The 23,814-nt window shown below is 63.4% G+C and carries 29 protein-coding genes and 1 tRNA gene; 14 read left to right on the top strand and 16 right to left on the bottom strand.

Annotated elements, in window-relative coordinates:
* Positions 1 to 60 precede the first annotated feature (60 nt).
* A complete protein-coding gene (locus LPW29_RS00920) occupies positions 61 to 1,242 on the top strand; it encodes an MFS transporter (protein WP_255705602.1) in 1,182 nt (393 codons plus the stop codon).
* A gap of 15 nt (positions 1,243 to 1,257) precedes the next feature.
* Here LPW29_RS00920 and LPW29_RS00925 read toward each other — a convergent pair whose 3' ends face one another.
* The 4 genes from LPW29_RS00925 to LPW29_RS00940 form a co-directional block, all read right to left on the bottom strand.
* On the bottom strand, positions 1,258 to 1,809 hold the full coding sequence (locus tag LPW29_RS00925) for a DJ-1 family glyoxalase III (RefSeq protein WP_238626443.1): 552 nt from the start codon (positions 1,807 to 1,809) through the stop codon (positions 1,258 to 1,260).
* Positions 1,749 to 2,486: a divergent polysaccharide deacetylase family protein gene (locus LPW29_RS00930; protein WP_238626444.1), complete on the bottom strand. Its 738-nt coding sequence runs from the start codon at positions 2,484 to 2,486 to the stop codon at positions 1,749 to 1,751. The genes LPW29_RS00925 and LPW29_RS00930 overlap by 61 nt, the downstream gene beginning before the upstream one ends.
* Before the next feature lie 97 nt (positions 2,487 to 2,583).
* On the bottom strand, positions 2,584 to 3,885 hold the full coding sequence (locus LPW29_RS00935) for a S41 family peptidase (RefSeq protein WP_238626445.1): 1,302 nt from the start codon (positions 3,883 to 3,885) through the stop codon (positions 2,584 to 2,586).
* 96 nt (positions 3,886 to 3,981) lie between these two features.
* Complete coding sequence (locus LPW29_RS00940; protein ID WP_238626446.1) at positions 3,982 to 5,172, bottom strand: murein hydrolase activator EnvC family protein; 1,191 nt, start codon at positions 5,170 to 5,172, stop codon at positions 3,982 to 3,984.
* A gap of 117 nt (positions 5,173 to 5,289) precedes the next feature.
* On the opposite strand from LPW29_RS00940, the gene LPW29_RS00945 reads away from it, so the two are divergent.
* From LPW29_RS00945 to LPW29_RS00965, 5 genes are all read left to right on the top strand, one after another.
* On the top strand, positions 5,290 to 5,604 hold the full coding sequence (locus LPW29_RS00945; RefSeq protein ID WP_238626447.1) for an ArsR/SmtB family transcription factor: 315 nt from the start codon (positions 5,290 to 5,292) through the stop codon (positions 5,602 to 5,604).
* A 76-nt stretch (positions 5,605 to 5,680) separates the two neighbouring features.
* On the top strand, positions 5,681 to 6,109 hold the full coding sequence (locus LPW29_RS00950; RefSeq protein ID WP_090251985.1) for a rhodanese-like domain-containing protein: 429 nt from the start codon (positions 5,681 to 5,683) through the stop codon (positions 6,107 to 6,109).
* A gap of 27 nt (positions 6,110 to 6,136) precedes the next feature.
* Positions 6,137 to 6,415 (top strand): glutaredoxin 3, encoded by a 279-nt coding sequence (gene grxC / locus LPW29_RS00955; RefSeq protein ID WP_238626448.1) that lies wholly within the window; start codon positions 6,137 to 6,139, stop codon positions 6,413 to 6,415.
* An 80-nt stretch (positions 6,416 to 6,495) separates the two neighbouring features.
* Positions 6,496 to 7,017: a protein-export chaperone SecB gene (gene secB / locus LPW29_RS00960; RefSeq protein ID WP_090251988.1), complete on the top strand. Its 522-nt coding sequence runs from the start codon at positions 6,496 to 6,498 to the stop codon at positions 7,015 to 7,017.
* A gap of 20 nt (positions 7,018 to 7,037) precedes the next feature.
* Positions 7,038 to 8,039 carry an NAD(P)H-dependent glycerol-3-phosphate dehydrogenase gene (locus tag LPW29_RS00965; RefSeq protein ID WP_238626449.1) on the top strand — a complete coding sequence of 334 codons (1,002 nt, stop codon included), beginning with the start codon at positions 7,038 to 7,040 and terminating at the stop codon, positions 8,037 to 8,039.
* Here the strand turns inward: LPW29_RS00965 and trmL are convergent.
* Complete coding sequence (trmL, locus tag LPW29_RS00970) at positions 8,036 to 8,500, bottom strand: tRNA (uridine(34)/cytosine(34)/5-carboxymethylaminomethyluridine(34)-2'-O)-methyltransferase TrmL (RefSeq protein WP_238626450.1); 465 nt, start codon at positions 8,498 to 8,500, stop codon at positions 8,036 to 8,038. The genes LPW29_RS00965 and trmL overlap by 4 nt on opposite strands.
* On the opposite strand from trmL, the gene LPW29_RS00975 reads away from it, so the two are divergent.
* Positions 8,499 to 9,446, top strand: a complete 948-nt coding sequence (locus tag LPW29_RS00975) for a dihydroorotate dehydrogenase (RefSeq protein ID WP_090251996.1) — start codon at positions 8,499 to 8,501, stop codon at positions 9,444 to 9,446. The two genes, trmL and LPW29_RS00975, sit on opposite strands and share 2 nt — an antisense overlap.
* 70 nt (positions 9,447 to 9,516) lie before the next feature.
* Here LPW29_RS00975 and LPW29_RS00980 read toward each other — a convergent pair.
* Positions 9,517 to 9,592, bottom strand: a tRNA-Thr gene (locus LPW29_RS00980).
* Positions 9,593 to 9,827: 235 nt separating this feature from the next.
* On the opposite strand from LPW29_RS00980, the gene LPW29_RS00985 reads away from it, so the two are divergent.
* Positions 9,828 to 10,316, top strand: coding sequence for a hypothetical protein (locus LPW29_RS00985; protein ID WP_238626451.1), 489 nt, complete (start codon positions 9,828 to 9,830; stop codon positions 10,314 to 10,316).
* Between the two features lie 16 nt (positions 10,317 to 10,332).
* On the opposite strand, the gene fnr is transcribed toward LPW29_RS00985, so the two are convergent.
* From fnr to LPW29_RS01020, 7 genes are all read right to left on the bottom strand, one after another.
* On the bottom strand, positions 10,333 to 11,118 hold the full coding sequence (gene fnr / locus LPW29_RS00990; RefSeq protein ID WP_238626452.1) for a fumarate/nitrate reduction transcriptional regulator Fnr: 786 nt from the start codon (positions 11,116 to 11,118) through the stop codon (positions 10,333 to 10,335).
* A 141-nt stretch (positions 11,119 to 11,259) separates the two neighbouring features.
* Entirely contained in the window at positions 11,260 to 11,664 is a 405-nt protein-coding gene (locus tag LPW29_RS00995) for a fluoride efflux transporter FluC (RefSeq protein WP_238626453.1), read from the bottom strand.
* Positions 11,661 to 12,053: a fluoride efflux transporter FluC gene (locus LPW29_RS01000; protein WP_238626454.1), complete on the bottom strand. Its 393-nt coding sequence runs from the start codon at positions 12,051 to 12,053 to the stop codon at positions 11,661 to 11,663. Before LPW29_RS01000 ends, LPW29_RS00995 begins: the two co-directional genes overlap by 4 nt.
* Positions 12,054 to 12,058: 5 nt before the next feature.
* Positions 12,059 to 13,024 (bottom strand): alpha-L-glutamate ligase-like protein, encoded by a 966-nt coding sequence (locus LPW29_RS01005; RefSeq protein WP_238626455.1) that lies wholly within the window; start codon positions 13,022 to 13,024, stop codon positions 12,059 to 12,061.
* Positions 13,021 to 14,547 carry an inactive transglutaminase family protein gene (locus LPW29_RS01010; protein WP_238626456.1) on the bottom strand — a complete coding sequence of 509 codons (1,527 nt, stop codon included), beginning with the start codon at positions 14,545 to 14,547 and terminating at the stop codon, positions 13,021 to 13,023. The genes LPW29_RS01005 and LPW29_RS01010 overlap by 4 nt, the downstream gene beginning before the upstream one ends.
* A gap of 27 nt (positions 14,548 to 14,574) precedes the next feature.
* Positions 14,575 to 15,057, bottom strand: coding sequence for an ATP-dependent zinc protease family protein (locus LPW29_RS01015; protein WP_370642796.1), 483 nt, complete (start codon positions 15,055 to 15,057; stop codon positions 14,575 to 14,577).
* A gap of 131 nt (positions 15,058 to 15,188) precedes the next feature.
* On the bottom strand, positions 15,189 to 16,136 hold the full coding sequence (locus LPW29_RS01020) for a LysR family transcriptional regulator (protein ID WP_238626457.1): 948 nt from the start codon (positions 16,134 to 16,136) through the stop codon (positions 15,189 to 15,191).
* A 135-nt stretch (positions 16,137 to 16,271) separates the two neighbouring features.
* Between LPW29_RS01020 and ppsA the strand changes: the two genes are divergently transcribed.
* Positions 16,272 to 18,656 carry a phosphoenolpyruvate synthase gene (gene ppsA, locus LPW29_RS01025; RefSeq protein WP_238626458.1) on the top strand — a complete coding sequence of 795 codons (2,385 nt, stop codon included), beginning with the start codon at positions 16,272 to 16,274 and terminating at the stop codon, positions 18,654 to 18,656.
* 234 nt (positions 18,657 to 18,890) lie between these two features.
* Positions 18,891 to 19,706: a posphoenolpyruvate synthetase regulatory kinase/phosphorylase PpsR gene (gene ppsR, locus LPW29_RS01030; RefSeq protein WP_238626459.1), complete on the top strand. Its 816-nt coding sequence runs from the start codon at positions 18,891 to 18,893 to the stop codon at positions 19,704 to 19,706.
* A 16-nt stretch (positions 19,707 to 19,722) separates the two neighbouring features.
* Here ppsR and cysQ read toward each other — a convergent pair whose 3' ends face one another.
* Entirely contained in the window at positions 19,723 to 20,538 is an 816-nt protein-coding gene (gene cysQ / locus LPW29_RS01035; protein ID WP_238626460.1) for a 3'(2'),5'-bisphosphate nucleotidase CysQ, read from the bottom strand.
* On the bottom strand, positions 20,535 to 21,083 hold the full coding sequence (nudE, locus tag LPW29_RS01040) for an ADP compounds hydrolase NudE (RefSeq protein WP_090252019.1): 549 nt from the start codon (positions 21,081 to 21,083) through the stop codon (positions 20,535 to 20,537). Before nudE ends, cysQ begins: the two co-directional genes overlap by 4 nt.
* Before the next feature lie 107 nt (positions 21,084 to 21,190).
* Here nudE and yrfG point away from each other — a divergent pair, with 107 nt between their 5' ends.
* Both yrfG and LPW29_RS01050 read left to right on the top strand, forming a co-directional pair.
* Complete coding sequence (gene yrfG / locus LPW29_RS01045) at positions 21,191 to 21,859, top strand: GMP/IMP nucleotidase (protein ID WP_338018668.1); 669 nt, start codon at positions 21,191 to 21,193, stop codon at positions 21,857 to 21,859.
* A gap of 113 nt (positions 21,860 to 21,972) precedes the next feature.
* Positions 21,973 to 22,659, top strand: coding sequence for a sulfite exporter TauE/SafE family protein (locus LPW29_RS01050; protein ID WP_238626461.1), 687 nt, complete (start codon positions 21,973 to 21,975; stop codon positions 22,657 to 22,659).
* A 42-nt stretch (positions 22,660 to 22,701) separates the two neighbouring features.
* On the opposite strand, the gene LPW29_RS01055 is transcribed toward LPW29_RS01050, so the two are convergent.
* Complete coding sequence (locus tag LPW29_RS01055; protein ID WP_090252024.1) at positions 22,702 to 23,001, bottom strand: DUF167 domain-containing protein; 300 nt, start codon at positions 22,999 to 23,001, stop codon at positions 22,702 to 22,704.
* 124 nt (positions 23,002 to 23,125) lie between these two features.
* On the opposite strand from LPW29_RS01055, the gene LPW29_RS01060 reads away from it, so the two are divergent.
* Together LPW29_RS01060 and LPW29_RS01065 are read left to right on the top strand one after the other, a co-directional pair.
* Positions 23,126 to 23,353: a hypothetical protein gene (locus LPW29_RS01060; protein WP_238626462.1), complete on the top strand. Its 228-nt coding sequence runs from the start codon at positions 23,126 to 23,128 to the stop codon at positions 23,351 to 23,353.
* 46 nt (positions 23,354 to 23,399) lie between these two features.
* Positions 23,400 to 23,729 (top strand): high-potential iron-sulfur protein, encoded by a 330-nt coding sequence (locus tag LPW29_RS01065; RefSeq protein WP_238626463.1) that lies wholly within the window; start codon positions 23,400 to 23,402, stop codon positions 23,727 to 23,729.
* Positions 23,730 to 23,814 lie beyond the last annotated feature (85 nt).

A 23,814-nucleotide genomic window follows, 5' to 3' on the forward strand; every position in this document is an offset into this window, starting at 1 on the left:
CCTGCCGTATTCGTTTTGCTCTGGATCTGTGAGCCTTTGGGAGGACGAAACTTTATTTTCTTGCCACAGCCACTCACCACCCTCATCCGCCGCCATCCGGTCCCCGTGGTGGTCCTGGCCCAGCTGTTCGGGACGTCGCTGTGGTTCAGCATCAATGGTGTCTGGCAGTCCATGTCCGAGGACCTGGGGCTATCGGATGCGGACCTTGGGTATCTCACGCTCACGGTACAGGCCGGCTTCATCGTGGGCACGCTCACCCTGGCCGCCACCGGCCTGGCGGACCGGTTCCGGGCGAGCCACATCTTTGCGGTGGCCAGCCTGTGCGGCGCCCTGGTGAATGCCGGTTTTCTGCTGGTGGCGACCCAGCCTTATCTGGACGTCCTGGTGCGTTTCCTCACCGGGCTGTGCCTGGCGGGGATCTATCCGCTGGGAATGAAGCTGGTCATTTCCTGGGTGCCTCAGTACGCCGGGGCGGCGTTGTCCTGGCTGGTGGGGATGTTGACCCTGGGCACGGCCCTGCCGCATCTGATGCGCGGGGCCACCCTGGGACTGCCGTGGGAGTGGACCTTGCTGGCGGCATCCGGGCTGGCGCTGCTGGGGGGGCTGTTGATCCTCACCCTGGGCGATGGCCCGCATCTTCCCAGGGCCGGGGGCAGGACGTCCCTGCGCCATGGGCTCTCGGGCCTGAAGCTGCCGCATTTTCGCGCCGTGGCCGGGGGCTATTTCGGCCATTGCTGGGAGCTGTATGCCTTCTGGATGCTGGTGCCGCTGCTGGTGGGGCGGGAGGTCGCCCGGCTGGAGGCGCCGGAGGCCTGGATTCCCTGGCTGGCCTTTGCGGTCATTGCCGTGGGCTTCCTGGGCTGCGTATGGGGGGGGCGGCTCAGCCGGCGTCTTGGCAGTGAGTGGGTGGCCCGTCGCGCCCTGGCGGTTTCGGGCGCCCTCTGCCTCGCCTACCCGCTGCTGGCCTGGGCCCCCGCCGGCGTGCTGCTGATCCTGCTGGTCCTATGGGGTGTGACCGTGATCGCCGATTCGCCCCAGTTCTCCGCCCTGGCGGCGGCCCATGCGCCCCGGGAACTGGTGGGGTCGTCGCTTGCGGTGATGAACGCCATCGGTTTCGCCCTGACCGTGCCGGCCATCTGGCTTACCAGCCTGCTGTGGGAGATGCAGGGCACCTGGGTGATGCTGTGGCTGCTGCCGGGGCCGCTTCTGGGGCTGTGGGCGATGCGGGGGCTGCACCGGTGACAAGGTGCCGGCCTGTCAGGGTCGGCACAGGGGGCCCTCCACCTCCCGGCGCTTATCGGTGCCAGCCAGCAGCTCGATCAGGGCCAGGGCGAAGTCCATGGCGGTGCCCGGGCCCTGGGAGGTGGCGATGTTGCCGTCCACCTCCACCGCCTGCCCCGTGAATCGGGTCTCCGGCAGGTCCAGGGCATTCACCACCGAGGGGTGGCCGGTGGCGGTGCGACCCTTGAGCAGGCCGGCGCTGCCCAGCACCTTGGGCGCGGCGCAGATGGCGCCGATGAATCGCCCTTCATACTGCATTCGGCGCAAGAGGGCATGCATGCGGGGATCGGCGTCGAAGCGGTTGGCCCCTGGCAGGCCACCGGGCAGCACGACCAGGTCGAAGGGGTCATCCAGGACCTCGTCTAGGAGCACGTCGGGCTTTATGACGACGCCCCGGGAGCAGGTCACCGGGCCCGGTTCCAGACCGGCGACCACCACCTGGAAGTCGGCGCGGCGCAGCAGGTCGATCAGTGTGACGGCTTCGAGTTCTTCGCTGCCGTGGGCGATGGGGATAAGGATGCGTGCCATTGCTTCACCTCCTGCTTGCGTGTGAGGTAATCGCTGACGGTGACCAGGCGGATACCCTGGGCCTGCAGTTCGGGCAGCATCGCCTCCAGCACCTCCAGGGTTGCGGGGTAGGGATGTCCGATGCCCAGTGCATAGCCCCGCAGGCGTGCCAGCCGGCTCAGCCGTTTCACCTGCTTGCGCACGAAATCCGCGTCGTGGGGTTTTGCGTCCAGGAAGACATCCCGCTGGGTGCTGGGCAGGCCGGCCCAGGTGGACACATGCCGCACCAGAGTCTGTGCATGGGTGCGGCTGTCCACGAAATAGAGCGCTGGATCGGTATGGCTGACTTCTGCCATCACCCAGGCCAGATGATGCGCCTCGCGGGATAGGCGACTGCCCATGTGATTGTTCACGCCGCGGACGTATGGGACGCTGGCCAGTGCCTCGCGGACCGTGTCCCGGGTCTCGTACTCGGTCATGTGTCGCAGGATGGCCCCGGGGCCGGGGTCGTGCCCATTGTCGGCTTCCATGGGCAGGTGCAGCATGACTTCATGGCCTCGTTGATGGGCCCAGAGGGCGGCGTTGTGCGCCTGAGGGGTATGAGGCAGTACCGCCACGGTGAGGGGGCCGGGAAGCGCAACGGTGCGTCGCGCCTCCCGCGGGTCATTGCCAAGGTCATCAATGACGATCGCCACCACGGGCCACGGATCCGCGTCCGCAGTTGCCCCGGTGGCGGCTCCCGTCAGGGCCCAGAATAGAAGACCCCAGAGGCTGGCTCGCCCCAGGCCTGGCACCTCAGCGACGCGCCTGGAGCAGATCCAGCCCCTTGAGCATGTTCAGGGCCTCATAGAGCTGGTAGTCCCGCTGCGCCAGGGATTCCAGCGTCTCTTCACCTTCCTCGTCGTCGGCTTTCTCGTTCTCTCCCGCGAGGTGACGACTCAGTTGGGCCTCCGTGATCGGGCGGATGCCGGGTTCACCGGATTCGGCCAGGGTGATCTGTTCCAGCTTGATGTCCGGCTCGATGCCGTCGGCCTGGATGGAGCGGCCCGCCGGGGTGTAGTAGCGTGCGGTGGTCAGCTTGAGTGCCTCGCCCTTGTCCAGAGGCAGGATGGTCTGCACCGAGCCCTTGCCGAAGGTGGAGGAACCCATGATGATGGCCCGCTCATGGTCCTGCAGGGCCCCGGCGACGATCTCCGATGCCGATGCCGAGCCGGCGTTCACTAGCACCACCAGGGGCGCGCCATTGAGCACGTCTCCCGGGGAGGCGGTGTAGCGGAACTCAGAGTCCTTCACACGGCCTTCGGTGTAAACGATCAGACCGTCGTTGAGAAAGGCATCCGACACGCCCACGGCGCCGTTGAGAATGCCCCCCGGGTTATTGCGCAGGTCCAGCACCAGGCCCTTGAGGCCGCCGCTTTCCTTCTGCAACGCACGGGCCTCTTCCACCAGCATCTGTGCGGTGCGTGACTGGAAGGTGGTCACCCGCAGGTAGCCGAAGCCTGGCTCCAGCATTTCACTACGCACACTCTGCACGCGAACCGTGTCCCGTGTGATCTCCACCTCGAAGGGGGCCTCACGGCCCTCACGAACCACGGTCAGGGTGATGTCACTGCCCTTGGGGCCACGCATCTTGCTCACGGCCTCGTTGAGGGTCATGCCCTTAACCGGCGTGTCGTCCAGGCGGATGATCAGGTCGCCCGCGCGCATGCCGGCGCGACTGGCCGGCGTGTCGTCGATGGGGGAGATGACCTTGACGAAGCCATCTTCCATACCCACTTCCAGCCCCAAACCGCCGAATTCGCCCTGGGTGCCAATCTGCAGTTCCGAGAACTCATCGGAATTGAGGAAGGTGGAATGGGGGTCCAGGCCGGAGAGCATGCCTCGGATGGCGTTCTCCAGCAGGTCCGAGTCTTCCACTTCGTCCACGTAGTTGCGCTTGATGCGCATGTATACGTCCGTGAAGGCCCGCAGGTCCTCAAGGGGAACAGCTTGTGAGGATTCCTGTCTGTCGGCGACCACGCCGAAAGAGATGCTGAGCATCACGCCCAGGATCACGCCCATCAGCAGGCCTGCGCCCACGCGGGTTTGGGTTTTCATATACTTTTACTCCACTACTGTCCCGTCGTGCGGGGAATCCGCGGGATACTGTGACAGGGCCTCAATAGGCCAGACGGTCTTGGCTGGCATGCGCCATTAACGAGAGCCTACCATTCGCTGGTTAGAGTCGCACCATCGGGCGGGGTTCACGGGCTGGCCCTCGTGGCGGATCTCGAAGTACACCCCCGGTGTCTGATCGGCGCCGCTGTCCCCGGCATGGGCGATGGCGTCACCTTGTCGTACCCAATCTCCCGGGGATTTGAGCAGGCTCTCGTTGTGACCATACAGGGTCATGTAGCCATCACCGTGATCCACGATCAGTAGCATGCCGAAGCCCCGCATCCAGTCGGCAAACGCTACCCGGCCGTGATGGATGGCCCTCACTGGATCGCCTCGCTCCGCGGTGATCACCAGGCCACGCCAGCGTTGCCCGGTGTCGCTGGCGCGGGTTGTGCCGAAACCGTGCCGGATCTCGCCGGGCACGGGGTAGGGCAGTTGACCGCGATGATCGGCGAAGGCCTCATCCATGAGCGATTCGTCCGGGATGTCGCTCAATGCGGCATCCAGGGATTCAATGAGGTCTTCAAGGGCCTGTTGATCGCTTTCCAGTTGAGTGAGGGTCTGGCCAGCGGCGTCGATGTCCGCCTGTAGCGCAGCCAGGGCCCCGGCCCGTTCCTCCCGACGCCTCTCCAGTTCATTTTGCAGGCGTTGCCGGGCGGACCGTTGCCGGGCCTGGTCCACCCTGACCTCGTCAAGGGCCTGTCGGGTGTGCGCCAGGTCGGCCAGGGCCTCCCGGGCTTCCCGGATGCGTTCGCTGCGCGCCGCGTTGAAGTGGCGATAGTAAGTGAGCATTCGCTCCAGTCGCGCCGGGTCTTCCTGATTGAGGATCAGCTTGAGTTGATCCTGCTGACCGGCCTGATAGGCGTGACGCAATTGCAGGGCGAGGCCTTCGCGGTGCGCCTCCAGGCGCGCCTCCTCCTTCCGGGCGCGGGCCTCCAGGGTGCGCAGACGTGAACGGGTTTTCTCCAGATCGGCCTCGCTTTGGGTCAGGTCCCGGGACGTTCGACTGACCGCGCGCTCGGTCTCGCGCAGTTGCGCTTCCAGCGTGCCTCGTTTGCCCCGGGCCTTCTCCAGTTCATCCCGAACCTGCTCAATTTCCTGCTGCACTTCCTGAAGGCGCTCGCGGGCCTGCTCCCAGTCCGTCCCGTCGGCGCTGGCCGCCGGGGACAGTGCCAGCAGGGCGGTGAACGTGATCGCCCTGAACAGGCCTTCTGACCGGTCACCCATTGAAATATTTTTGATAAAGATCATAATTGGATTAACCACTACTAATATACGAGATGTCCGATGCCACCGGTTCCATTCGCTAACAGTGCTGCTGAGCCCGTCAACAGGGTTGGGTCCATGCCATCCGACCCGTCTGAATTGATGGGCAAGGAGGAGGATATCGAGCGTGCCTCGCGTTCGCTCAAGGCCATGGCGCACCCGCTGCGTCTCAAGATCCTCTGTGTGCTCGGGGACCGCGAGGTGAGTGTGCAGGAGATCGTGGACCATGTGGGCACTTCCCAGAGCAATATCTCCCAGCACCTGGCGATCCTGAGGGATAAGGGTATTCTCTCCGCCCGCAAGGACGCCAATCGGGTGTATTACCGGGTGGGCGATGGCCGCACCCTGCGCCTGATCGGGATGATGCAGGATGTGTTCTGCCGGTCCGTCTGAGTCCCCTGGCTTGCCCGCCGGGCCCCGAGGGGGCAGAATGCGGACCTCCCAATGATTGACCCAGCCCGAGCGATTCATGGACCAGTATCTGGAGTTTGTTGCCAACCACCCCCTGCTGTTCGGCCTGCTGGCCGCCGTGATCGGTGCCATTGGCTACACTGAGTTCTCCCGCCTGACCCGAAAGTTTCAGGTCATGGGGCCACAGCAGGCGGTGCGCGCCATGAATCAGGACGACTCCCTGGTCCTGGATGTGCGAGAAGAGGCGGAGGCCCGCAAGAATGGCAAGATCACCGGTGCCCGCCATATCCCGCTCACCAAACTCAAGGATCGCTTGAGCGAGATCGACAAGCACAAGGACAAGACCGTGATTGTCTACTGCGAGAGTGGCAGCCGCTCCGGCCAGGCCTGCAACACGCTGGTGAAGAATGGCTTCGATAAGGTCATCGATCTGCGTGGCGGCGTGCTGGGCTGGCAATCCGAAGGCCTGCCGCTGAGCAAGCGCTAAGCCCGATCGACCGTTGAGAGTCCCCCGTTGACTGAATCCTCCCTCCGTAAGCCGGTTCCCGTGATCATGTATGGCACCGGCTGGTGCGCCTTCTGCATGATGGCCCGACGCCTGCTGCGCGGCAAGGGTGTGGAGATTCAGGAAATACGCATCGATGATGATCCGGCACAACGCCGCGTCATGGAAGAGCGTTCCGGGCGGCATACGGTTCCGCAGGTCTTCGCCGGCGAGGATCACCTTGGGGGGTATACCGATCTGGTGGAGCTGGAACAGCGGGGCGAGCTGGACGAACGCCTCGGCCTGTAGACCCAGCTCTGCCACCGTTGCACCCCGGGGGGGCGCACCCTATCATGCCCCCCGAATAGTCACTTGCCCGCGGAGTTATCATGTCGGAAAACCAGTCACCGAATGCAGGCGCCGACGGCGCCGCCCAGGATCAACCGCAGCAGGAGTTCGGGCTGCAGAAGATCTACACCAAGGACATCTCCTTTGAAGCGCCAGGTACGCCGGGTGTGTTTACCCGTGAGTGGAAGCCGGAAACCAATGTCCAGCTGAATTCCCAGGCGCGCGCCCTGGACGAAAAGGGCGTGCATGAGGTGGAACTGACCCTGACGGTAACCACCAAGTCCCAGGGTGAGACCGCCTACCTGGTGGAGGTCAAGCAGGCCGGTGTGTTCATGGTTCGGGGAATTCCCGAGGAACAGAAGGGACCGCTGCTCTCTTCCTACTGCCCCAACATCCTTTTCCCCTTTGCCCGCGAAGTGATTTCCGATCTGGTCACCCGCGGCGGTTTCCCCCAGCTGCTGCTGGCGCCGGTGAATTTCGATGCCCTTTATGCTCAGAAGATGCGCGGTCAACAGCCGGCCACTGAGGGGCGCAAGAATGGCGACGCGGGTATCATCACGTAGAACGGATCCGGACCGATTTCATGAGTGACGTTCGGAATGTGGCGGTGGTGGGTGCCGGCTCCTGGGGCACGGCACTGGCCCTGCACCTGGCTCGCAAGGGGCTGGGAGTCGGCCTGTGGGGTCGCGACGCGGACCATGTCAGGGCCATGCAGGCAGAGGGCCGCAATGCCCGTTATCTGCCGGATGTGCCTTTCCCTGCGACCCTGGAGGCCACATCAGACCTGGAAGGTCTGGTGAGTCGGGCCGACCATGTACTGCTTGCCGTGCCCAGCGGTGGCTTTTGGGCGGTGCTCCATCGCATTGCGCCGCATCTGGGTTCAGGGGGCCTGATCTGGGCCACTAAAGGACTGGACCTGGACAGTACTCGCTGGCTGCATGAGCTGGTGCTGGAGGATCTGGGTCCGGATCGACCCTGGGGCGTGGCCTCCGGGCCCTCCTTTGCCGGTGAACTGGCCCGGGGGTTGCCTACCGCCCTGACCCTGGCCTCCCCTGATACGGATTTTGCCGAGGAGGCCATGGCCTGGCTGGCGGGGGGCACGCTTCGTGTTTATACCAGCGATGACGTCGTGGGGGTGCAGTTGGGCGGGGCCTTCAAGAACGTGCTGGCCATCGCGGCTGGGGTGTCTGACGGTCTGGGTTTCGGTGCCAACGCCCGCGCCGCCTTGATTACCCGGGGGCTGGCGGAACTGATGCGTCTGGGAGCCGCCACCGGGGCCCGTTCCGAAACCCTCATGGGGCTGTCCGGTCTGGGGGATCTGGTCCTCACCTGCACCGACAACCAATCCCGTAATCGCCGCCTGGGCCTGGCCCTGGGGCAGGGGCAGAGCCTGGAAGAGGCCGTCGCGGCCATCGGTCAGGCGGTGGAAGGGGTGAGTACGGCCCGCATCGCCGTGGCCAAGGCCTCGGCCCTGGGGGTGGATATGCCCATCTGCAGTCAGGTGGCGCGGGTCCTGTTCGAGCAACTGCCCCCCACCGTGGCAGTGGAGGAACTGCTCAGTCGGGATCCCAAACCCGAATTCTAGGCCCCGCCTGCATAACTGCATTGCCGCCAGGCCTCGTACACCACCAGGGCCACCGAGTTGGACAGGTTGAGGCTGCGGCTGTCCGGTACCATGGGGATCCGTAGCCGCCGGTTTGCCGGCATGTCCGTCAATATCGTTGCCGGCAGGCCCCGGGTTTCAGGCCCGAACAGCAGTGCATCCCCCGCCTCGAACCGGGTGTTGCCCAGGGTCTGCTGTCCCCGAGTGGTGACGGCAAACAGTCGCCGGGGGGCCACTGCTTCCGAGAAGGCCCCCAGGCTGTCATACTCCGTCACCGACGCTAGATCCCGATAATCCAGTCCGGCGCGACGCAGCCGTGTGTCATCCAGGGTGAACCCCAGGGGATGGATCAGGTGCAGGCGGCAGCCCGTGTTGGCCGCCAGGCGCATGATGTTGCCGGTGTTGGGGGGGATTTCCGGTTGATACAGGACGATGTGAAACATGCCAGTCGATACCCATCACAAACAGACCCTTGCCATCGATTTCTGCGGTCTGCCATTTGCCTCGCCCCTGGTGCTGCTCTCGGGCTGCGTTGGTTTTGGCGAGGAGTATACCCGCGTGGCAGGGTTCTCCAATCGTCAGGTGGGGGCGGTGTGCCTCAAGGGCACCACGGGGGATGCCCGCCTGGGCAATGCACCCCATCGGGTGTATGAAACGCCCGACGGCATGCTCAATGCCATCGGTTTGCAGAACCCCGGGGTGGACCATGTGGTGGATGACATCCTGCCCCGACTGGACTTCGATGAGACGCGTTTCATCGCCAATGTGTCCGGCTCTACCCTCGAGGAATATATCCGGGTGACCCAGCGGTTTGACGACTCCCCGGTGGATGCCATCGAGATCAACATTTCCTGCCCCAATGTGAAGGAGGGCGGGGTGGCGTTTGGCAATGATCCGGATATGTCGGCCCGGGTGGTGGAGGCCTGTCGCAAGGTGACGCAAAAGCCCCTGATCACCAAGCTGTCGCCCAATCAGACAGACATCGCCGGGAATGCCCGGCGCTGCATCGAGGCGGGTACCAATGGGCTTTCCGCTATCAATACCCTGATGGGCATGGCCATCGACACCGAGCGTCGCCGCACGGTGATTGGCAATAACCAGGGGGGGTTGTCTGGCCCGGCGGTGAAGCCGGTGGCCCTGCTGCGGGTGCATCAGGTCTACCAGGTGGCTCGTCCTCACGGCATACCCATCATCGGTCAGGGTGGGGTGGCCAGTGCCGATGATGCCATCCAGTTTCTGCTGGCCGGTGCCACGGCGGTGGGGGTGGGTACAGGGCTGTTCTACGATCCGCTGCTGTGCGGCAAGATCAACCAGGGCATCAACGACTATCTGCAGCGCCATGGCATGAGCCATGTCTCGGAGCTCACCGGGGCATTGGAGCTCAACTGAACCGATCCTGTGCCCGGGGCACACATCACCGGATACGAAAAAGGGCGGCCCCAAGGGCCGCCCTTTGCATTGGTGCCGGAGAGAGGAGTCGAACCCCCGACCTTGGCATTACGAATGCCCTGCTCTACCAACTGAGCTACTCCGGCGTGCCCGGGCAGGTGGCTGGGACGATGATCTCGCGCCTACCTCTCCGACAGCCCGCGAAGGTTACAACAACCAGCCGAAGGACTCAAGATTGAACCTTGACGGAAGTGGGGGCGCAGCGGTCTCGACAGGGAAGGAGCAGGCGTGTACAGATGAAGCCATGTAACGGGCACCCACCCTCTTGTGGATGCCGGATGCATGGCCCATTGATCCACTTTCACGTCCCGAGGAACTGCCATGTCGGAAAAGTCCCGCTTTCTGCCCCATGCCGAACGCCTGGTGTGGTTCGGTTTCATGCTGTTCCTGCTGATCACCGCGATGATCTACATCCATCGGGGGATGGGTCTTGAACGGGATCTGCAGCAGGCCCATCAGGAAACCCTGGCGCTGCAGATGCGCCTGAATGCGTTCATGGCGGGGCAGGTGGAGCAGCCCGCTGCCGTCGGGCTCACCAAGGCGCAGACGCGTCGTCTGCGGCGTCAGGGACTGAATCAACCTCGGGAGGATCTGCTCAATGATCTGGTCCAGCGACCGGAACTCATCGATCATGAGCCCGTGCTGGGCGGAACCCTGTTCTTCGTGCCGGATGAAAGTCATGTCCTCAATGACCAATGGGTGCTGGCCACGCTCGAGGACGGCCATGTCCGGGGGCAGATGTTGCTGGAATACCAGGTGGCCTTCGGTACCATCGACTGGCGCGTGCTGGCTTCCCATCTGGACCGGTAAACGGAAGAGAAGACCCTCAGCCGCTCGCGGAAGCCTCGGAACGGTGCTCGCATTCCGTGGTACATGGTTGCTGGCCGTGCAGTCCTGCCACGCGCCGCAGGCCTTCGATGTCGTGGAGGGTGATCAGCTTGCGCCGCACGGTGATCAGGTCCTGGGTTTGAAAGCGGCTGAACATCCGGCTGACCGTTTCCACCGCCAGCCCCAGATAATTGCCGATATCATTGCGGGACATGGTCAGGTTGAATTCGTGCCGGGAAAAACCCCGGCGCCCGAAGCGGTCGGAGAGGTTGAGCAGGAAAGCGGCCAGGCGGGCATCCGAGGCGCGCTTGCCCAGCAGGGTCATAAGCTGTTCATCGCTTTGCAGCTCGCGGCTCATGATCCTGAGCAGTTGATGCTGCAGGCCCGGCGTGCGTGCCGCCAGGGCCTCCAGGCCCTCAAAGGGGATCTCGCAGACACTGGAGGTTTCCAGGGAGATGGCCGTGCAGGGGTGTACCCCCTCGCCGATGGCATCCAGCCCCAATAACTCCCCCGGCAGATGGAAGCCAGTGATCTGTTCCTCGCCGTCATCGGTGAGCACAAAGGTCTTTACCGATCCACAGCGCACGGCATACAGGCAGCCCAGAGAGTCTCCCGCCTGATAGAGCGTGTCGCCGCGATGTACCGGTCGCTTGCGGCTGATGATGCCTTCCAGCAGTTCCAGATCCTCCAGGGGGACCCCAAGCGGTAGGCATAGATCACCCAGACTGCAGGCCTGGCAGGCCTGTTTGAGATTCTTGATGTTCATGACATTGCTCGGGGTCATAGCTGCACTCGTCAAGTGGATTCGACCGCCTGTCCGGAAAATCCTGGGGAGCCGGAACTCAACATACTTGAGTTTAGCACTGAGGTACAAGCCTGCCAGGGGAAGTTCATTTCGCCTGACTGCTGAGTTTTCAGGACGGCTTCAAGGGTTGCGCGGGCGAGAGGCGTTGTAACGGGCGGCCAGGCCATGGCCCAGCCAGGCCGCCGCCAGGGCTGCGATCAGGTGCAGACCCATGGCGATTGTCGCGGAGGTTAACCCGTTCGAGTGGGCCCAATCCAGGGTTTCCACGCTGAGCATGGAAAAGCTGGTGAATCCCCCAAGGAATCCCGTGACCACCGCCTGGTGGGTGACGGGGCCCACCCTGAGGCGTCCGCCCGGCCCGGTGAGGGTGGCAAAGGCACCGATCAGCAGGCAGCCCAGCAGGTTGACACCCAAGGTGGCGATGGGATGCACCAGGCCCAGGCCGCCGACCACCATGATACCTGTCAGATAACGGGTGAGCCCCCCCAGGGCGGTGCCGGCGGCGATGGCCAGACGCAGTCTCACGGGTGGCCCAACCAAAGCGTGGTCGATTGGTATCCCAACCAGACTGCCCCCAGGCACAGGAGACCCGAGGCCAGGAGGTTGCCCGTGGCCTTGAGCTGATGGCCCTGTCGAGCCAGGTTGAGGGTCTGCAGGGCAAATGAGGACACCGTGGTGTACCCCCCTAGAAAACCCGCCATCAGCAGGGCCTGCAGCCCCGGTGAGGACGGATCTTCAGCGGGCCACAGGGCAATGAGCACGCCGGCGGCGAGGGCACCACTGACATTGACCACCCCTGTGCCCCACGGGAACGAGGTGCCGGCGAACTGAGTGACCCAGGCCCCTACCTGAAAGCGGGCGACGCCGCCCGCAGCGCTACCCAGGAGTACGCCCGCCAGGACTTCGATCGTCATGGTGCTCATGCCGCGGGTTGTATGGCCTGAGAGAAGTGTTCCTGGGCCAGAGTGGCGCGGCTCTGGGGGGTGTGCCTCTCTCGCTGAAGTGCATCGATCACGCGCACCCGCTCACCCAGACCGGCACCATTGGCCAGTTGCACGGCCAGACCGGGACGGGCATTAAGTTCCAGCATCAGGGGCCCGCGCTCCCGGTCCAGCACCACGTCCACGCCCAGGTAGCCCAGGCCGGTGAGTTCAAAGCATTGTGCCGCCAGTTCCAGCAAGGTATCCCAGTCGGGGATCTGCAGGTTCTTGATGGGGGCGCCGGTGTCCGGGTGGAGGTCGACGATGCGGTTATGCCACACCCCCTGCCCGGTGCGCCCAGTCGCCATGTTGATACCCACACCCACCGCGCCCTGATGCAGATTGGCCTTGCCGTCGGAATCCCGGGTGGGCAGGCGCACCATGGCCATGATGGGGTAACCCTTGTAGACCACGGTGCGGATATCCGGCACGCCCTGAAAGCTGACCTTTTCGAACAGGGGGTCGAATTTCACCCGATATTCCACCATGGCTGTGTCCGGCTGTCCCCCCAGGCTGTGCATGCCACTGAGCACATTGGACACATGGTGGCCTACCCCCTCCAGATCCACCATGCGGCCACTGGATTTGCGGAAGCTGTCCCGCATCCGCCCCGTGATCACCAGAATGCCGTTGCCCCCGGCTCCGTGGGCGGGTTTGATCACGAAGTCATCGCTGCGCGCGACGATGCGTGGCAGGTGCCGGATGTCGTGATTGGTTTCGATCACTCCGTAGAGTTCGGGCACAGCGATGCCCGCCTCCAGGGCCAATTGCTTGGTACGCAGCTTGTCATCCACCAGGGGGTAGCGGCTGCGCGGATTCAGCTCGGAGATCAGGCCGGCATTGCGCTGGTTCATGCCCACCACGCCACGGCGCCGAAGCTCACGGGGGGAGACGAACCACGTCATGAGGACGACGCCCTTTTGAAGGCCCGGAAACGCACCAGTTCACTCAGGCGGTAGCCTGTGTAACGACCCAGCAGGAGTGTGACCGCCAGGGCGATCAGCAGCATTTCCGGGAAGACGAAGAACAGGTGATCAATATAAGGGTTGATCATCAACAGGTAGGCAGCGGCCGCCACGGCGAGGCTGCCAATGCCCTGGCGGATGGCATCTGCTGGCCCGTGTTCTTCCCAGAGGATGGACATGCGCTCGATGGTCATGGCCAGGATCACCATGGGGAACAGGGCGACGGACAGGCCGTATTCGATGCCCAGGTTGTGACTGAGGATGCTCAGGGTGAGCATCAGCATGATGACCACGATCACCACCGAGGCCAGTCGGGGCACCAATAAAAGCTTGAGTCGGTCCAGGTAGAAACGGATCGCCAGCCCCAGGGAGACGATCAGCGTGAAGAGGATGATGCCGCCCAGAAGCTCCGTTTCCCGGAAGGAGAGGGCGATCAGTACGGGCATGAACGTGCCAAAGGTCTGGACGCCGACGACATTGCGCAAGAGCACAATGATCATTGCCCCCAGGGGGACCAGCAACAGAACCCGATACATGTTCTGGGTCTGTACCGGCAGGTTGAGCAGGGAAAAATCCATCAGCCGGGAATCCAGTATCTCGGCACGCTGCTGGGCCACGCCGACGGCGTCCATGTAGTTTTGGGTCACCGCGAAACTGATCTGCGGGTTGCGCGCCCGGTTGAGTCGAACAGGATCCACATCCCCATACCACCACACCATGAAGTTTTCCGGGTAGCCCACGCTGCCGTCATGGATATTGATGGGCACCCACTCGCGGGTGTTGTGCACTTCAAGCCAGGTTTGGGGTTGCAGATCCCGGCCCCGCTCCGTGAGGGGAATGCCATGGGCCATGCGTGCCGGGATGCGGGCTCCGGCCAGCAGGTCAATGGCCGTCCTGACCTTGGTACGGTCACTGTCCGAACTGGAGACGAACAGACTGATGTTTTCGTCCGGAATCTGGTTCATGTCGCGCACCAGCACCGTGGCAAAGCTGGTGATATCGGCTGATCGGGCGCGCACCCGGGTGACCACCTCCTCGGCTGCCGAGGCGTAGGGTTCTTCCAGCTCCGGTGGGCTGACCGGCCCGGGGTAGGGGGGCTCGCGTCGATCCCTTTCCAGTTGATACACCGTGGTGCGGTAATACAGCACCTGTCGACCGCTGGGTTGACGGGTGGTCCACACGGCCTCGCGGTTCTCGCCCGAGAGGCTGGTGGTCAGGCCATACCCCCGCGAGATGAAGTTCTCGTCCAGGATGGCCAGCCCCTTGGGTTCATAGGGGATGAATACCCGCGCCGTGACCGCGCCTCCATTGGGTTCGAAGCCGACCCGCGCCTCCACGATCCAGTTATTGGTGGTCTGGGCGGGTGTGAGCGGAAACCCCAGGTTGAAGGCTTTGTGATAGAAGATCGTGAGGCTCGTGGCAACCAGTGCCACGATCAGCAGGGGCAGGTGAAATCGCTTCATGCGGTGTCCTTGGGGCACGGGCCCGGATCAGTCGAGATTGCAGTCCGGGGCCTGCAGGAACTTGTCCCTGGAGTCCAGCAGGATCGCGCCTGCCATGTGGTTGCGGCCCACCAGCAGTTGATAGCTCAGGGCTGTTCGGTCAATCAGACTGACCTCCTCCTTGCGGTAGACGTCCCCCATGCACAGGCCCACCTCGACCACAGGGCGGCGCTGATGGTCGCCGCTGTGACGAATGATGCGCACATGGCGGGTGATCTCCCTTTCCAGCCGGATCCTGTTGTCCTCGTCGTTCGGGTCGATGATGTCAAAAGCGATCCATTCCTTGCCGTCACGCTCGAAGGTCTCCTTGTTCAGCGCATTCAGTGAACTGGTGGTGGCGCCGGTATCCATCCTTGCCTTCAGCACCACCCCCTCCGGCATCAGGGTGACATCTTCCACATACCCCAGGATGCGCATCGGCTCGGGTGCCTCGGAATCCGGTGCGTCCTTGTCATCATCGGCGCCAGCCATGGGCGCCAGCAGGGCCCCGGCCAGGGCGGTCATCACCAGCCATTTCATTTGGGTCTCCGGTTGTTTTTTCGGTAATGGTTCACAATTTTAAGCGCGCGGCCCGGCCCGGAACGTTGACGAAGGCCCCATTTTCAGGCCTCCGGTTCGGGGTGTTCGACGTGCTCGGCGGTATAGGCCTGTTCCATGAAGTGGATAAACCGTTTGGCCTGCGGGGAGAGGTGTCGGCCCAGGCGTTGTACCACGCCATAGCTGCGGGCGGGGAAATGGTGATCCAGGGGGATGGCCGCCAGCGACTCCTCGCCGGTGAGGCAGACATCCGTCACGATGGAGATGCCAAGCCCCAGTTCCACGTACTTTTTGATGACCTCCCAGCCCCCCGCCTCCAGGGATACGTGATAGTCCACATGATGCTGACGGAACACCAGGTCCACCATGCGCCAGGTGGACAGATGCCGTGGCGGCAGGATCAGGCCGAAGGGGCTGATATCCTCCAGCCGAACCGGATCGGTCTTGCGCGTCAGGGGGTGGTCGATCGGGGTAATGAGCTTGGGGTGATAATCCACGATGGGCTGATAGGTGATGCCATCGGGCACCTCGAGCATGGAGCCCACTGCGAAATCCACTTCGTCCCGGTGCAGCATGGCCAACCCGTCGCGACCGGTCACGTTATGCAGTTTGATACGGATATGGGGATGTACCTCGGCAAAACGCCGCAGCGGCTCGGGGAGCACATAGAGGATGGTGGATTCCCCGGCCGCCACGTTCAATTCCCCCGATTCCAGGTGTCCGAATCGGGCGGCAAAGGTCTCGTGCAGCTTGTCCACGCCCTCCACCAGAGGGTCGGCCAGCTTGTAGAGCGCTTCGCCTTCGGGCGTCAGCTTGATGTGCGGGCCGCGGCGTTCGAAAAAGGTGGTGCCGAATTCCCGCTCCAGTGCCTGGATCTGCAGCGATACGGCTGGCTGGCTGAGGAACAAGGATTCGGCCGCCATGGAGATGCTGCCCAGCCGGGCGGCCCGGCAGAAGGCTCGCAACTGCTTGAGACGGTTCTGTTTGTAGTAGAGGTTGGGCACCGAGCCCATGATCTTCTCCCCATCAATGTTACTATTAACAAACACAAGACTGATTCATGGGGCAATAGCTTGGCTGAATACTCGTCTTCAAGCTACGGTCCCGGCTACAATCACATTCCAACGTAAGAGGCAAAGGGCAGGACCATGGATAAGTATGTGATCTGGTTCCAAGATCTGGGCATGAACGACGTTCCCGATGTGGGAGGGAAGAATGCATCCCTGGGGGAAATGATTCGCGGCCTGTCCGAAGCTGGCGTGCGTGTGCCTGGCGGCTTTGCCACCACCTCCTACGCCTTCCGTGAATTTCTGCGTCACGAAGGCCTGGCGGACCGCATCAATAATGAGCTGAGCAAGCTGGACGTGGATGACATCAACGCCCTGCGCGAGGCCGGTGCCAGGATTCGCCAATGGGTGGTGGAAACCCCTTTCCCCCCGGCCCTGAACGAAGCCATCACCGAAGCCTGGAACCGGATGATGGAAGAGGCGGCCGGCGACGAATTCACCGTGGCCGTGCGCTCTTCCGCTACCGCCGAGGACCTTCCGGATGCCTCCTTTGCGGGCCAGCAGGAAACCTTCCTGAACATCCAGGGCCTGGACAGCGTACTGCACCACATCCACGAAGTGTTTGCGTCTCTGTACAACGACCGCGCCATCTCCTATCGCGTGCATCGGGGGTTCGATCACTCCGAGGTGGCTCTGTCCGCCGGCGTGCAGCGCATGGTGCGTTCCGACATTGGTGCCTCCGGCGTCATGTTCACCCTGGATACCGAATCCGGTTTCCGCGATGTGGTCTTCGTGACCGCCTCCTGGGGCCTGGGTGAAACCGTGGTGCAGGGGTCGGTCAACCCGGACGAATTTCATCTCTACAAGCCTTCCCTGGAGGCCGGGCGCCCCGCCGTGCTGCGCCGCCACCTGGGCAGCAAGGCCATCCAGATGACCTTCGGCAACGATGGCCAGAGCACCCAGACCATCCCCGTGGAGGACGCCGACCGCAACCGCTTCTGCATCAACGACAAGCAACTCGAGGAACTGGCCCGCCAGGCCGTGATCATCGAGAAGCACTATGGTCGACCCATGGACATCGAATGGGCCCTGGATGGCGTGGACGGTGAGCTGTATATCGTCCAGGCCCGTCCGGAGACGGTGGAGAGCCGCCAGGACGGCCAGGTGATCGAACGCTTCCGCATCCGTTCGCCGCGCAGCGAAGTCATGGCTCGCGGCCGCGCCATTGGCCAGCGCATTGGTGCTGGCAAGGTGCGCGTGGTGATGGACCTCAACGACATGCACAAGGTGGAGGCTGGCGACGTGCTGGTCACCGACATGACCGATCCGGACTGGGAGCCGGTCATGAAGCGGGCCGCCGCCATCGTCACCGACCGGGGCGGGCGTACCTGTCACGCGGCCATCATCGCCCGCGAACTGGGCATCCCGGCTGTGGTGGGCTGTGGTGACGCCTCCTCACGCATCAAGGATGGCCAGGAAGCCACCGTGTCCTGCGCCGAGGGCGACGAGGGGCGTATTTACAAGGGGATTCTGGATTTCGAGGTCACTCAGACCCGCACCGATTCCATGCCCGAAGTGCCCTGCAAGGTCATGATGAACGTGGGCAACCCGGGCCGAGCCTTCCATTTCCGCAACATTCCCAATGCCGGGGTAGGGCTGGCTCGCCTGGAATTCATCATCAACAGCATGATCGGGGTGCATCCCAAGGCGTTGCTGAATTTCGACTCCCTGTCCGGTGACCTGAAGGAAGAGATCTCCCGTCGCATCGCCGGCTATGATGATCCGGTGACCTTCTACGTGGAAAAACTGGTGGAGGGGATCGCCACCCTGGGTGCCGCCTTCAACCCGCAGCCGGTGATCGTGCGCCTGTCGGACTTCAAGTCCAACGAATATGCCAACCTGCTGGCCGGTGAGCAGTATGAGCCCGATGAAGAGAACCCGATGATCGGCTACCGGGGTACCTCCCGGTACCTGTCGGAAAACTTCCGCGACTGCTTCGAACTGGAATGCCGCGCCGTGCGCAAGGTGCGTGACGAGATGGGTCTGACCAACGTGGTCATCATGGTGCCCTTCGTGCGCACCCTGGGCGAGGCCGAGGGCGTCATCAATCTGTTGGCGGAACTGGGCCTCAAGCGTGGCGAGAACGGCCTGAAGATCTACATGATGTGCGAGATCCCCTCCAACGCGGTGCTGGCCGAGCAGTTCCTGGAGTATTTCGATGGTTTCTCCATCGGTTCCAACGACCTGACCCAGCTCACCCTGGGGCTGGACCGGGATTCCGGTCTGGTGGCTGCCACCTTTGACGAGCGCGACCCGGCGGTGAAGGCCCTGCTGTCCATGGCCATTCAGGGTGCTCGCAAGGCTGGCAAGTACGTGGGCATCTGCGGTCAGGGCCCGTCCGACTATCCGGACCTGGCGGAATGGCTGATGCAGGAAGGTATCGAGTCCATCTCCCTGAACCCGGATACGGTGGTGGAGACCTGGCTGCGCCTGGCCGGCGACGAGAAGGGCCGCAAGGACGCCTGAGGCCGTGGGGGCGCACCCGCCCCCTCACCCCAACCCCTCTCCCCGACGGGGAGAGGGGCCATATCAACTCCCCCTTCTCTCCCAGCGGGGAGAGGAGCTATATCAACTCCCTTCTCCCCTCGGGGGAGAAGGGTTGGGGACGAGGGGAGTGGCGGGCATGGTGCCCCACCGCCCCTCACCCCACGGAGGAAGGGGCTCTTTTTTGAACACTGGCTGCACGCGAGGAGAATGGCCATGATCCGCTCCGTCTTTTTCGTCTCCGACGGCACCGGCATCACTGCCGAGACCCTCGGACACACCCTGCTCACCCAGTTTGAGCAGGTCTCCTTCCAGCAAATGAGCCTGCCCTTCGTGAACACCGACGACAAGGTGGAATGGGCCGTGCAACGCATCAATCGGGCGGCCCAGTCCGATGGGGTCAAGCCTCTGGTGTTCTCCACCCTCATCGACTCCCAACTCAGAACCCACCTGGCCAAGTGCGACGGCGTGGTCTTTGACTTTTTTGAGACCTTTACCGGCGCCATGGAGAAGGAACTGAGTGTGACTGCCCAGCGCGTGGCCGGGCGATCTCACGGCATGGGGAATGTGCGTACCTATTCAGAGCGCATTGATGCCCTGCATTACGCGATCCAGAATGATGATGGTGCGACCACTCGCGACTACCCCATGGCCGACGTGGTGGTCATGGGCGTGTCCCGGGCCGGCAAGACGCCCACCTGCATGTACCTGGCACTCACCTACGGGGTGCGAGCCGCCAACTATCCGCTGGCGGATGACGATTTCGAGCGTGGCAGCCTGCCGGCAGTGCTGGAGCCCTACCGCCACAAGCTGTTTGGCCTCACCGTGGATCCGGAGCGGCTGCATCAGATCCGCAAGGAGCGGCGCCCCGACAGTGGCTATGCCAGCATGGAGCAATGCCTGATGGAGATTCGCGCCGTGGAGCGGCTTTTCAAGCGTGAGCGGATCCCGTTCTTCAACATCACCCAGCGCTCCATTGAGGAGATCTCCGCCCAGCTCATGCAGCAGGCGGGCCTGACCCGCCGCATCTGAAGGGTGTAAACAGGCCTCAAAGACCTTCCAGGTACCGGCTCCAGTCGCGGTCCGTGTCGCCGATCACCAGGAATTCGGGATTGAGCAGCGAATCCTTGGTGTTGTAGCGCAGCGGCTCGAACTGGACATCCGTGACCTGCCCGCCCGCCTCGCGGACAATACAGTGCGCTGCTGCCGTGTCCCACTCGCAGGTGGGGCCCAGGCGAGGGTAGAAGTCGGCCCTGCCATCGGCCACCAGGCAGAACTTGAGCGAACTGCCCATGCTGATGAGTTCGTGCTCACCCACGCGTTCCAGAAGAGCCTGTAAGCGCTCGGTGCCGTGGGATCGACTGCCGGCGATCACGGGGATGCGCTGCACGCGGCTCACCTGGATGGGTTCGGCCGCAGCCGTTGATGGCTGGCGACGATGGGCCCCCAGGCCTCGGGCGGCGCTGTAGAGCAGATCCAGGGCCGGACAAAAGACCACCCCTAGCACGGGTTCGTGGTCCTGGATCAGGGCGATGTTCACGGTGAACTCACCATTGCGCTTGATGAACTCCCGGGTGCCATCCAGCGGATCCACCAGCCAGTAGCTGGACCACTGTCTGCGTTCGCTGAAGGGGATCTGGTTCGACTCCTCCGAAAGGATGGGAATTGCCGGCGTCAACTCGCCAAGGCCCTGGACGATATGCCGGTGTGCCGCCATGTCTGCCTCCGTGAGTGGTGTGCGGTCGGCCTTTTCCGTGACATCGAAGCCTTCACCGTAAATGGCCATGATGGCCGCGCCAGCCTCGCGGGCAATGCGGCAGGCGTTATTGAGCAGGAGGTCCAGTGAGCGTTCGTCCAGTGTCATGAGATTCTCGAGAGTTGGTCGCGGGCCATGTAGAGGGCGGCGATGGAGCGCGCTTCGGTGCAGTCGTCCAGGGCGATGAGTTGGTCCAGTTGGCTGAGCTTCCAGGGTACCACCTGGATGTCCTCAGGTTCGTCACCGGGACGACGCTCCGGGTAGAGGTCACGGGCCAGGATGACATGGGTGCTGTGGCTCAGATACCCCGGGGCCACGGTCATGGCGGTCAGGTAATCCAGTTGATGCGCGCCGTAGCCTACCTCTTCCATGATCTCGCGGTTGGCCGCTTCCAGGAGTTCCTCGCCGTGTTCCACCAGCCCCTTGGGCAGGCCCAGTTCATAGCGCTGTGTGCCGGCAGCATATTCACGGATCAGCAGCACCGTGTCGTCATCCAGCATGGGCACGATCAGCACCGCGCCCCGGCCCGAACTCACCAGGCGTTCAAAGCGGGTGCGGACGCCGTTGGCAAACAGCAGTTCCAGCTCCTCCACCTGGAAGAGTCGGCTGCGGGCCACGGTGCGGCGGCTGAGTATCTGGGGTTTTTGCGGCATGGTGTCTGGGTGCCCTGTGATGGGTCGATAGGGTAGTCTCATGCTTGCCGGCCCAAGTCTCAAGGCCCGGATTTCACGTTTTTGAGTTTCTCGAGGACCCCCGCACCGTGAAGCCAACAGCCCCAAGCCTGCCGTGGACCGACGTGGATACCGTGTTACTGGACATGGACGGTACCCTGCTTGATCTCAACTTCGATAACCATTTCTGGCTGGAGTATCTGCCCCGCCGCTACGCGGAACGTCACGGCATGGCGCCGCAGGCGGCCCGCGAGGGCATGATGAAGCGTTATGCCGCGGTTCGGGGTACCCTCAGTTGGTACTGTCTGGATTACTGGCAGCAGGAGTTGCAGATGGATATCGTTGCCCTCAAGCAGGAAGTGGCCCACCTGGTGGCGGTGCATGAACACGTGCCGGCCTTTCTGGCCGCCGTGCGCCGCCAGGGCCGCCGGCTGGTGCTGGTGACCAATGCCCATCGCGGCGGGCTGGAGATGAAGCTCACATTGACCGCCCTGGAGGGGCATTTCCACCGGGTGATCAGTGCCCATGAATACGGACGTCCCAAGGAGGATCAGCGTTTCTGGGAGCAGTTCCACGCCAAGGAGCCCTTCGATCCCGCCCGCACTCTGTTCGTGGACGATAACCTGGATGTGCTGCGCGCCGCCGAGCGTTTCGGGATTGCCCATCTGCGTGCCGTGCGCCGGCCCGATACCCGCCGCGACGAAGTGGACACCGGCGAGTTCGCTGCCATCCGCGATTTTCGGGAACTCATGCCCTGATCGCGTAACGCGGCGTACACCGTGCGCACAGCGTTCGCGCGTGCGTACGGGCCGTTCGCGAACGGCCCTGCGGCGTGCACGACTCAACTCTGATCGACCACCCAAGGAGTCACATGTCACTGGAACCCGGAACCCTCCTCGCCGCCTTTGTCGTCGGCCTGCTTGGCGGCGTGCATTGCGTGGGCATGTGCGGCGGCATCGTCGGTGCGCTGACCCTGGGCGTGAAGGGCGCCCAGAGTGAGGAAAGCCCCCGGCTGGCGCCCTTCCTCCTGGCGTATAACAGTGGCCGCATCATCACCTACACCCTGGCCGGTGTGCTGACCGGGGGCGTGGGTGGCTTTGCCGCCCATCTGACCGACATGCACCATGCCCAGCAGGTGCTGCAGATCCTGGCTGGTCTGTTCATGATTGCCCTGGGGCTGTACCTGGCCGGGTGGTGGTACGGGCTCACCCGGCTGGAGCGGGCAGGTGGTGTGGTGTGGCGGCGCCTGGAACCCCTGGGAAGGCGCATGATGCCGGTGCGCTCACCCGGCCAGGCGCTGGTGCTGGGGCTGGTCTGGGGATGGCTGCCCTGCGGCCTGGTCTACAGCGTGCTCATCTGGTCGCTCACTGCTGGGGGCGCCCTGCAAGGAGGGGCACTGATGCTGGCTTTTGGCCTGGGGACCTTGCCCAACCTCTTGCTCATGGGGGTGTTTGCCGCCCGCCTGGCCCGCTTCGTGCGCAAGCCCTGGGTGCGCGGCATTGCCGGCGGTGCGGTGGCCGCTTATGGGGTGTACATGCTGTTCGTGTCCTGGGCCTGATCCCGACCTGGAGGCGAGCTGGCCCCTGGTGTGACCAATCCATTATTCCTTGGCGCAAAGCTGAAGTGTTGCCAACAGCCGTCTTGGGGCATGGATGGCCACGGTTTTCTCCCGAGCGGTTTCTCCTCTCACCAGGCTCACACTGGATTTGGACACGCCGCAGTGCCGGGCCAGAAGCTTAATGAGGCGCTCGTTGGCCGCCCCCTCGACCGGCGGGGCGGTGACATACACCTTCAGCCGATCGCCCAGCGGCTCACCCAGTTTATCCCGCGAGGCCTTGGGCTGCAGTTTGAGATGCAGCACCAGGGTATTGTCCTGCCATTGCCACCATTGATCGCTCATTGTTCGACTCCTTATTCCGTGTGATCCCCGTGGGGTGATGATGCATGGGGGTGCTCGTGGGGTTTGCATATTATGCACATATGTTCATAATGGACCTGAACACACCGCAGAGGAGAATTCTGCAATGCGAAACAGAGCAAGAAAGATGTCCGGCATGGGGCAGGTCATGATGGGCCGTGGTCAGGGATTGGGTCGAGGTCGCGGCATGGGCCGCAGCCAGGACGCCGTGGCCGGGGGCTCAAGAGTGGCCATGCCCGCCGAAGAAGCCCAGCACATTGAAATGACAGGCCCTGGCATGGGGCGCGGCCATCGTCGCGGCCGTGGACGCGGCGGGTGCCGTCAGTTGCCCTGAAGCGCCGATGGGCGATGCCATTCCGTTCGATAGGAGAAAGATGAAGATGAAACAGGCTGATCTGAAGCGTCGCAACTTTCTGAAGCTTGCCGCCTCTGGAGTGATGGCAGCTCCGATGGCGGGGCTGGTGTCCACGGTCTCGGCAGAGGATGACGCGTTACCGCACCTGGAGGAAGATTCCGCCGATGCCCAGGCCCTGAACTACCGGCATGATGCCACGCAGGTGGATCATGCCGATCACGAAGAGGGTCAGCAGTGCGGGAACTGCCTGCTGTACACCGATCCGGAGGCCCAGGAGTGGGGTCCGTGTGCGGTCTTCCCCAATCATCTGGTATCAGAGGGCGGGTGGTGCACCGCCTATGTCCCCCGAGGGTAATGGATGCATCCATGCCCAAGGTCCATTCCTCTCCGCCTTTCCCTTCGGGAGGGGCGGAGAGCCCCTCCCGAGAGAAGCATGCTGG

Origin of the sequence: Ectothiorhodospira sp. 9100 (assembly GCF_022227565.1) — a bacterium.
GTDB lineage: Bacteria > Pseudomonadota > Gammaproteobacteria > Ectothiorhodospirales > Ectothiorhodospiraceae > Ectothiorhodospira > Ectothiorhodospira marina.